The 8587-nt window shown below is 46.4% G+C and carries 10 protein-coding genes; 8 read left to right on the top strand and 2 right to left on the bottom strand.

Features of this window, described 5'->3' with window-relative positions; all coding sequences use genetic code 11:
• Nucleotides 1-59: 59 nt before the first annotated feature.
• The gene (locus tag HMPREF2794_RS07080; protein WP_070751243.1) at nt 60-1298 is read right to left on the bottom strand and encodes an acyltransferase; all 1239 of its coding nucleotides are present in this window, start codon (nt 1296-1298) and stop codon (nt 60-62) included.
• 150 nt (nt 1299-1448) lie between these two features.
• Between HMPREF2794_RS07080 and HMPREF2794_RS07075 the strand changes: the two genes are divergently transcribed.
• Nucleotides 1449-2015: a 5'-methylthioadenosine/S-adenosylhomocysteine nucleosidase family protein gene (locus HMPREF2794_RS07075; protein WP_070751242.1), complete on the top strand. Its 567-nt coding sequence runs from the start codon at nt 1449-1451 to the stop codon at nt 2013-2015.
• Here the strand turns inward: HMPREF2794_RS07075 and HMPREF2794_RS07070 are convergent.
• Nucleotides 1985-2344: a YbaN family protein gene (locus tag HMPREF2794_RS07070; protein ID WP_008760110.1), complete on the bottom strand. Its 360-nt coding sequence runs from the start codon at nt 2342-2344 to the stop codon at nt 1985-1987. The two genes, HMPREF2794_RS07075 and HMPREF2794_RS07070, sit on opposite strands and share 31 nt — an antisense overlap.
• Before the next feature lie 128 nt (nt 2345-2472).
• On the opposite strand from HMPREF2794_RS07070, the gene HMPREF2794_RS07065 reads away from it, so the two are divergent.
• From HMPREF2794_RS07065 to HMPREF2794_RS07035, 7 genes are all read left to right on the top strand, one after another.
• The gene (locus HMPREF2794_RS07065) at nt 2473-2826 is read left to right on the top strand and encodes a 6-pyruvoyl trahydropterin synthase family protein (RefSeq protein WP_010537024.1); all 354 of its coding nucleotides are present in this window, start codon (nt 2473-2475) and stop codon (nt 2824-2826) included.
• A 30-nt stretch (nt 2827-2856) separates the two neighbouring features.
• Complete coding sequence (locus HMPREF2794_RS07060) at nt 2857-3402, top strand: 7-carboxy-7-deazaguanine synthase QueE (RefSeq protein ID WP_010537025.1); 546 nt, start codon at nt 2857-2859, stop codon at nt 3400-3402.
• Between the two features lie 56 nt (nt 3403-3458).
• A complete protein-coding gene (locus HMPREF2794_RS07055; RefSeq protein WP_010537026.1) occupies nt 3459-4199 on the top strand; it encodes a (Fe-S)-binding protein in 741 nt (246 codons plus the stop codon).
• Nucleotides 4196-5581: a lactate utilization protein B gene (locus HMPREF2794_RS07050; RefSeq protein ID WP_010537027.1), complete on the top strand. Its 1386-nt coding sequence runs from the start codon at nt 4196-4198 to the stop codon at nt 5579-5581. Before HMPREF2794_RS07055 ends, HMPREF2794_RS07050 begins: the two co-directional genes overlap by 4 nt.
• The gene (locus HMPREF2794_RS07045) at nt 5578-6159 is read left to right on the top strand and encodes a LutC/YkgG family protein (protein ID WP_022301988.1); all 582 of its coding nucleotides are present in this window, start codon (nt 5578-5580) and stop codon (nt 6157-6159) included. The genes HMPREF2794_RS07050 and HMPREF2794_RS07045 overlap by 4 nt, the downstream gene beginning before the upstream one ends.
• A gap of 205 nt (nt 6160-6364) precedes the next feature.
• Complete coding sequence (locus HMPREF2794_RS07040) at nt 6365-7237, top strand: pyridoxamine kinase (RefSeq protein WP_010537029.1); 873 nt, start codon at nt 6365-6367, stop codon at nt 7235-7237.
• Between the two features lie 88 nt (nt 7238-7325).
• Nucleotides 7326-8498 carry a DUF418 domain-containing protein gene (locus tag HMPREF2794_RS07035; protein ID WP_022301989.1) on the top strand — a complete coding sequence of 391 codons (1173 nt, stop codon included), beginning with the start codon at nt 7326-7328 and terminating at the stop codon, nt 8496-8498.
• The last annotated feature ends 89 nt before the right edge of the window (nt 8499-8587 follow it).

Here is an 8587-nt window from a genome sequence, read left to right as displayed (position 1 = left end):
TTCTGCCAAAACCGATGAGACCAACTTTAATCTTCATAATACCTATTCTTTTAATTTTTTTATCCCATAAAATACTTAGCCTTCTTCGGAATCACTTTATATACTGCTGCCGTGAATGCCCAACTGCAAAGGAAAATGCAAACAGCCATCAAGGGAACCTGCAATGGAATAGGAATTTCCGAAGGACCTATCAGCAAGAAGAACGGACCTACCACAAAGTAGTGTACCATGTAAATTCCGAAACCGCACTTTGTCATATTGGCTAATGCTTTGACTACGACAGGCGTATTGACTACCACTTTCTTCATCAACAGGAATGCTGCTAACGTCATCAACAGCACATTCGGGCTACAGAACGTGAAATAAAGTTCCATTTCAGTCTCCGTAGCATTCGGATTGGCAGCAGTCGTACTGAATCCTGTGTACGTCACGTAATAACCGACGGCAAACATTACGGCACAAATAAGGAATGTCTTCCACACACTCCAATTGCTATTATGACGATCGGATTCTCCGTTACTACTAAAAGGCCAGAAGATTTTTAGTATATTTCCGTCCTTGTTTTCTTTCACGTAATGTCCCAGCAGCAGATAACCGTTGAATCCGGCGAAGTAGTAAAGCATGCTGAATTCGTTCCATGTATCGGTACCGAAAACATAACCGCTGCGGTCGAAGAGCCAGTTGGCTACATATTCGCGTATATAAGGAATAAAGAGAGAGACGATCCAGATAAACAGGAATACTTGCTTGGTTTTGTTGCTTGCCCGCTCTACCCATGCAGAGAAGAAAGGCATATAGAGGTATAATCCGATGAGCAGATAGATATACCACATGTGATTTTCCTTGTGGCTGAAATTGAACGGAATCATGGCCACATCTTTCAGCGAATCCATGAGACTTTGCGACTCATGTCCCTGAGTGTAGCAGAAGAAGTCGCCTATGATTTCTTTGGGCAGACCTAAAAGTCCCGTAAACCAGGGGAACATACTGTAAAGCACCGACCAGATGAGGAACGGAAAAAGTACGCGGAAAATACGTTTCTTGTAAAAAGTGCCCAAAGGCTGTTCTTGTCTGACGGGAAGCAGAAGGAGTCCGGTCATCATCACGAACAGGGGAACCGATGGACGCAGAAGTGAACCGTAGATCGCTGCCCAATGTGTGTACTCAGGAATAACCCGCATCGTGGGGGAAATGTAAAAAGGATCAATACAATGTACGCCGATTACCATTAGCATGGCAACGCAACGAATCACGTCCAGCCAAACCATCCGGTTGTCTGTAATAGAGTTTTTTGTCATGGTGTTTTGTTTTTAAGTTATGTAGGCAAAGTTAACGAACGGGAGAAACATCTATGATTAAAAAATGACCATTTTAGAGCAATCCTGAACCAAATTAAGCGTAAATGCTTAATTTTGCACTTAATTAATGTCATTATATACAGAAAACTTATGCTGAAAATATTAGTAACGTATGCCGTTCAAGGCGAGTTCGTAGAAATTAAGTGGCCGGATGTGGAGCCTTATTATATCCGTACGGGCATCGGAAAAGTGAAATCTGCCTTTCATCTGGCAGAGGCGATTCGCCAGGTGCAACCCGATCTTGTCTTGAATATCGGAAGCGCGGGAACGGTCAACCATCAGGTAGGAGATATCTTTGTCTGCCGTAAATTTATAGACCGCGACATGCAGAAGCTTGCCGGGTTCGGTATGGAATGTGAAATAGACTCTTCCGCTTTGCTCGAAACAAAGGGGTTCTGCAAACATTGGACAGAAGAAGGGATCTGCAATACGGGAGATGGTTTCCTGACGGAACTGACTCATGTCAGCGGAGACGTTGTGGATATGGAAGCGTATGCGCAGGCCTTCGTCTGCCGTTCCAAGGAAATCCCTTTTATCTCCGTGAAGTACGTGACTGACATTATCGGGCAAAACTCCGTGAAACATTGGGAAGACAAACTGGTTGACGCCCGTCAGGGACTTTCGGATTATTTCAATGTCTTGAAAGAGAGAATATGATAGGTGACGCCTGCCGCTATTAGTCCCAGAAGGATTTTCACCCATAGAAGCGGAATCAGGAAAAAGATGCAATAGAGCATCGTTCCCCACATCAGCACAAGGGAGATGATCTTGGCTCGGAGCGGTATGGCCTTATTTTCACGGAAGTTGCGGATGTACGGACCGAAGTGCCGGTGATTCAGCAACCAATTGTATAATCGGGGCGACCCTTTGAAATAAAGTGCGGCGGTAAGTAATAGAAAAGGAGTAGTAGGCAGTAACGGCAGGAAGATGCCGAGAATGCCGAGTCCGAGAGATATGCTTCCTAAAACAATATACAGAGTTTTCATTCGGCAAAGATAGTGTAAAAACAGGAAAAAATAATCGGGTTTGCGGGATGAAAGCTCTTTTTATATTACCTTTGTCCTTGCATCGAGGTGACATTAGATGCATGTAACCATATAAAATATATACAGCCATGTTTACAGTAATCAAACGCATGGAGATATCAGCTTCTCACAAACTGGTACTCCCGTATCGCAGTAAATGCGCCAGTCTACACGGTCACAACTGGATTATCACTGTCTATTGCCGTTCTTCACGGCTCAACTCCGAAGGAATGGTGGTGGATTTCACCCGCATCAAAGAAGTGGTCACGGAGAAACTGGACCATCAGAACCTGAATGAAGTACTTCCATTCAATCCGACAGCGGAGAACATTGCCCGCTGGGTTTGCAAACAGATTCCGCAATGCTATAAAGTAGAAGTGCAGGAGTCCGAAGGAAATATCGTTATCTACGAGAAAGACCGTACCGAAGACGAGAAAGAGTAAACGCGCACCAAACAAAACTTTTTTTGAAAGATGAGAAAGATTAACGAAATCTTTTATAGTTTGCAGGGGGAAGGCTATCATACCGGAACACCGGCTGTTTTTGTCCGCTTCTCCGGCTGTAACTTGAAATGCAGTTTCTGCGACACGCAGCACGAAGAGGGCACTTTGATGACGGACGACGAAATCATAGCCGAAGTCAGCAAATATCCGGCTGCAACCGTTATCCTCACCGGCGGAGAACCGTCGCTCTGGATAGACGACGCGCTGGTCGACCGTCTGCACGAAGCAGGCAAGTATGTTTGTATCGAAACCAACGGGACACGCCCTCTGCCGGCATCTATCGACTGGGTGACTTGTTCGCCAAAGCAAGGTGCCCGGTTGGCCATTACCCGGATGGATGAGGTGAAAGTGGTCTACGAAGGACAAGATATAAGCATTTATGAACGACTTTCCGCTGAACATTTTTTCCTCCAGCCTTGTTCTTGTTATAACACTGCTTTGACAGTGGATTGTGTAATGCGACACCCCAAATGGAGACTAAGCCTGCAAACACACAAACTAATCGACATCCGCTAAACAGACAGAACGGATGGAGTAGCAGAGGATGCATCTAAATTTTACGTAATATAATTATGAAAGTAGGTTTATTTATTCCTTGTTATATCAATGCTATTTACCCCAATGTGGGGGTAGCATCGTATAAACTATTGAAAAGTTTAGGAGTAGATGTCGATTATCCGTTGGATCAGACCTGTTGCGGACAACCGATGGCAAACGCCGGTTTTGAAGACGAGTCGATGAAGCTGGCATTCCGTTTTGAAGATCTGTTCCAGAAGTACGATTACATTGTCGGCCCTTCTGCCAGTTGCGTGGCATTTGTGAAAGAAAACCATCCCCGGATTTTGGGGACCGAAGGACATGTGTGCCAGAGTGCAGGGAAGATTTATGATCTCTGCGAGTTTATCCATGATGTGCTCAAACCGGCGAAGATACCGGCACGCTTCCCGCACAAAGTCAGCATTCACAACAGCTGCCACGGTGTGCGCGAACTCTTCATCTCCGCTCCCAGCGAATTGAACATCCCTTATTACAACAAACTGCGTGATCTGCTCAATATGGTGGAAGGCATCGAAGTGTTCGAGCCCAGCCATATAGACGAATGTTGCGGCTTCGGCGGAATGTTTGCCGTAGAAGAACAGGCGGTATCCGTCTGCATGGGGCGTGATAAGGTGAAAGACCACATGGCTACCGGAGCCGAATACATTGTCGGAGCGGACAGTTCCTGCCTGATGCATATGCAAGGTGTCATCAAACGGGAACATCTGCCGATTCAAATTATCCATATTGTAGAAATCTTAGCGTCGCAATCATGAGTACCAAACATTCGAAGGCTGCCGAAAAGTTCTTGCAGGACAGCAAGATGGCAGCATGGCATAACGAAACCCTTTGGATGGTCCGTGCCAAAAGGGACAAGATGAGCAAGGAAGTTCCCGAATGGGAGGAACTGCGCAACAAGGCTTGTGAACTGAAACTGTATTCCAGCAGCCACCTCGAAGAACTCCTGCTGGAGTTTGAGAAGAACGCTACTGCCAACGGGGCGATTGTACATTGGGCAAAAGATGCAGATGAATATTGTGCCATTGTGTACGAGATTCTGAATGAGCATAACGTGCACCACTTCATCAAAAGCAAATCGATGCTTGCCGAAGAATGTGGTCTGAACCCTTTCCTGATGGAACGTGGAATTGATGTGGTAGAGTCCGACTTAGGCGAGCGTATCCTGCAACTGATGCATCTCGAACCGAGCCATATCGTTCTGCCTGCGATCCACATCAAGCGGGAACAGGTAGGCGAATTGTTTGAAAAGGAGATGGGTACGGAAAAAGGAAACTTCGACCCGACCTACCTTACACATGCCGCACGCAAGAACCTGCGTCACCTCTTCCTGAATGCGGAAGCTGCCATGACGGGCGCCAACTTTGCCGTAGCCTCTACCGGAGACATCGTCGTCTGCACCAATGAAGGAAATGCCGATATGGGTACTTCTTATCCCAAACTGAATATCGCCGCTTTCGGTATGGAGAAGATCGTGCCGGACTTGGAGGCGCTGGGAGTGTTCACCCGTCTGCTGGCACGTTCGGCAACCGGACAGCCGGTGACTACTTATACTTCTCATTACCGTCGTCCCCGCGAAGGCGGTGAATATCATATTATTATCGTAGATAACGGTCGGAGTACACTGCTCTCCAAGCCCGGTCATATCAAGACACTGAACTGTATCCGTTGCGGTGCCTGCATGAATACCTGTCCGGTCTATCGACGGAGTGGGGGATACTCTTATACTTACTTTATACCCGGTCCTATCGGTATCAATCTGGGGATGGCCCACGATCCGGAGAAGTATTATGATAATCTTTCCGCCTGTTCGCTGTGCATGTCTTGTTCCGATGTCTGCCCGGTAAAAGTGGACTTGGCGGAACAGATTTACAGGTGGCGTCAGGATCTCGACGCATTGGGAAAGGCGAATACCGGAAAGAAGATAATGTCCGGTGGAATGAAATTCCTGATGGAACGTCCCGCACTGTTCAATGCGGCTTTGTGGGCGGCTCCGATAGTGAATGGTCTGCCGCGCTTTATGAAATACAATGACTTGGACGATTGGGGCAAAGGGCGCGAACTGCCGGAATTTGCCGGAGAGTCATTCAATGAAATGTGGAAGAAAAACAAGGTACAGGGAAAGGAGGAATCAAAATGAGCAGCAGAGAAGAAATACTGGCGAGCATCCGTAAGCATACGCAGTCGCATTATGAAAAGCCGGATATAGCAGATATGAAACGGTTGACGTATCCCGACAAAGTGGAGCAGTTCTGCGCTATCAGCCGTGCTGTCGGTGGTACGGCAGTGGTATTGGACAAAGGGGAAGATGTGAATGCTGTCATTCACCGGACGTATCCGGATGCGATGCGCATTGCTTCCGTACTGCCGGATATATCTTGTGCAACTTTCAATCCGGATATGGTGGACGACCCGAAAGAACTGGACGGAACGGAAGTTGCCGTCGTTCGGGGAGAGATCGGGGTAGCCGAGAACGGTGCGATCTGGATACCGCAACAGGTGAAGTATAAAGCGATTTATTTTATCTCGGAGAGTCTGGTGATTCTGATCGACCGGAACAAGATTGTGGATACCATGTATGACGCTTATTGCCAACTGGACGGACAGGAATATCAGTTCGGTACTTTTATTTCCGGTCCCTCAAAGACGGCGGATATCGAACAGGCATTGGTCATGGGAGCACATGGAGCACGGGAGGTTTTAGTCATATTGACATAATTCCGGCTTTATTATTCTAAAATAAATTTGGATTTAAAACAATAGAAGCTTAGTTTTGTTAGGACAAAGAAAAAACAGAGCTTCTGTTTATATCGAACGAAGGCTCCGTTGGTCAGAAACAGAGCCTTCGTTTTCATTATATAGAGTCTCTGTTTGAGATCCCGTTGACAGACAAGAATCAAAAATCGTCTAATAATAAATTGATATGTATGCAAATAAAGTAAAGAAGATAGCTGCCGTTCACGATCTTTCGGGGATGGGACGCGTTTCTCTGACAGTCGTTATTCCTATATTGTCCTCGATGGGCTTTCAGGTCTGTCCGCTTCCTACGGCAGTGTTGTCCAATCACACCCAGTATCCCGGCTTCTCCTTTCTGGACCTGACGGATGAAATGCCGAAAATCATTGCCGAATGGAAGAAACTGGAGGTACAGTTTGATGCTATTTATACCGGTTATCTGGGCTCTCCGCGACAGATTCAGATTGTTTCCGATTTTATCAAGGATTTCCGTCAGCCGGATAGTCTGATAGTAGCCGATCCGGTGCTGGGAGACAATGGACGGCTTTATACCAACTTTGATATGGATATGGTGAAGGAAATGCGTCATCTGATAACCAAGGCGGATGTGATTACTCCGAATCTGACTGAGTTGTTTTATTTGCTGGACAAACCGTATAAAGCGGACAATACCGACGAGGAACTGAAAGAATATCTCCGTCTCTTGTCTGACAAAGGTCCGCAGGTGGTTATTATCACCAGTGTTCCGGTGCACGATGAGCCCCATAAGACTTCCGTATATGCCTACAATCGTCAGGGCAACCGCTACTGGAAGGTGACTTGTCCTTATCTGCCTGCACACTATCCGGGTACGGGGGATACTTTTACGAGTGTGATCACCGGTTCTTTGATGCAGGGAGACAGCCTTCCGATGGCGTTGGACCGTGCTACGCAATTTATTTTGCAAGGTATCCGGGCAACCTTCGGCTATGAGTATGACAACCGGGAAGGCATTCTGCTGGAGAAGGTTCTTCACAATCTGGACATGCCGATACAGATGGCTAGCTATGAGTTGATATAAAAAGCTTTTAATATTTATAAACTTTTGTACTTCAGATATTTCTGCTATTTTTGCGTCATTATAAATTGATCTTGAATAACTATATCTGATGACTCAAACACTTAAAACGACTGAACGGCTCGGAGTTGTAGATGCTCTGCGCGGATTTGCCTTGCTGGCTATTGTATTGTTGCATAATCTGGAACATTATAATCTGTTTTTACCGTTGGAATGTACCTTGCCTGCATGGTTGCAGACGGTAGATAAGTATGCGTGGGACACCATGTTTTTCCTGTTTGCAGGGAAGGCGTACGCTACGTTCTCTTTATTGTTCGGCTTTAGTTTTTATATTCAGTTTCATAATGCGGAGAAGCGGGGAACTGACTTTCGCGGGCGCTTTGCGTGGCGGATGTGCTTGCTTTTCCTGTTTGCGCAGCTGCATGCCTTGTTCTATAACGGGGATATTCTGCTGCTCTATGCAGTAGTCGGCTTTGCCTTGATTCCGGTTTGTAAACTCAAAGATAAAGCCGTTTTCTGGATTGCCGTTATCTTGCTTCTGCAACCCTACGAGTGGGGGCGTGCCATCTATGCAATGATCAATCCGGAGTATGTACCGGTGACAGGTCATTATATTCCTTTTGCCAAGCTTGCGGAGGAAGTGACGGCTACCGGCAGTTTCTTTGAAGTACTCCGTTCCAATATCACTGACGGACAATTATATAGCAATATCTGGCAGGTAGAGAACGGTCGCCTGTTCCAGACGGCAGCTTTATTCATGTTCGGAATGCTTCTGGGACGCCGGAAGTACTTTATGAAAAGCGAAGAGTCCCTGCGCTTTTGGAAGAGGATGCTGACAGGTGCTGCAATCGCTTTTATTCCTCTCCATTGTCTGAGGGTGTTTGTTCCTGAACTGATCACGAATCCGTCCATCTTGGTTCCGTATAAGATAGCTGTCCCGTCTTATGCCAACTTTGCTTTCATGATTGTTCTTGTTTCCGTCTTTACCTTGCTTTGGTTTAAAAAAGATACGGGATATAGCTGGCAAAGTCTGCTGATTCCTTATGGCCGTATGAGTCTGACGAACTATATCTCGCAGTCCATTATGGGGGTAACTATCTATTATGGATTCGGACTGGCCATGTACAAATATGCAGGTGCAACAGGAAGCTTGCTGATCGCATTACTTATCTTCACCGTACAGCTGATATTCAGCCGCTGGTGGCTTGCCCGTCATAAGCAGGGACCGCTTGAGTTTCTGTGGCGTAAGGGGACTTGGATTTAGTGGACATGAAGAATGATGAACGAAGAATTACTTTGCAGCGTGATAGCGCAGCCAGTTCTTCATTCATCATTCAAAACCGTACCGAAAGA

Origin of the sequence: Bacteroides sp. HMSC067B03, from assembly GCF_001811315.1 — a bacterium.
In the GTDB taxonomy this organism is placed as follows: Bacteria; Bacteroidota; Bacteroidia; order Bacteroidales; family Bacteroidaceae; genus Bacteroides; species Bacteroides faecis.
This window is presented reverse-complemented; position numbering and strand designations above follow the sequence as displayed.

Bases quoted from the DNA above. Each gene is read 5' to 3' on its own strand.
- HMPREF2794_RS07045 (WP_022301988.1), top strand. From the start codon at position 5,578: ATGAGCAGCAGAGAAGAAATACTGGCGAGCATCCGTAAGCATACGCAG.
- HMPREF2794_RS07040 (WP_010537029.1), top strand. From the start codon at position 6,365: ATGTATGCAAATAAAGTAAAGAAGATAGCTGCCGTTCACGATCTTTCG.
- HMPREF2794_RS07065 (WP_010537024.1), top strand. From the start codon at position 2,473: ATGTTTACAGTAATCAAACGCATGGAGATATCAGCTTCTCACAAACTG.
- HMPREF2794_RS07060 (WP_010537025.1), top strand. From the start codon at position 2,857: ATGAGAAAGATTAACGAAATCTTTTATAGTTTGCAGGGGGAAGGCTAT.
- HMPREF2794_RS07070 (WP_008760110.1), bottom strand. From the start codon at position 2,344: ATGAAAACTCTGTATATTGTTTTAGGAAGCATATCTCTCGGACTCGGC.
- HMPREF2794_RS07080 (WP_070751243.1), bottom strand. From the start codon at position 1,298: ATGACAAAAAACTCTATTACAGACAACCGGATGGTTTGGCTGGACGTG.
- HMPREF2794_RS07055 (WP_010537026.1), top strand. From the start codon at position 3,459: ATGAAAGTAGGTTTATTTATTCCTTGTTATATCAATGCTATTTACCCC.
- HMPREF2794_RS07035 (WP_022301989.1), top strand. From the start codon at position 7,326: ATGACTCAAACACTTAAAACGACTGAACGGCTCGGAGTTGTAGATGCT.
- HMPREF2794_RS07075 (WP_070751242.1), top strand. From the start codon at position 1,449: ATGCTGAAAATATTAGTAACGTATGCCGTTCAAGGCGAGTTCGTAGAA.
- HMPREF2794_RS07050 (WP_010537027.1), top strand. From the start codon at position 4,196: ATGAGTACCAAACATTCGAAGGCTGCCGAAAAGTTCTTGCAGGACAGC.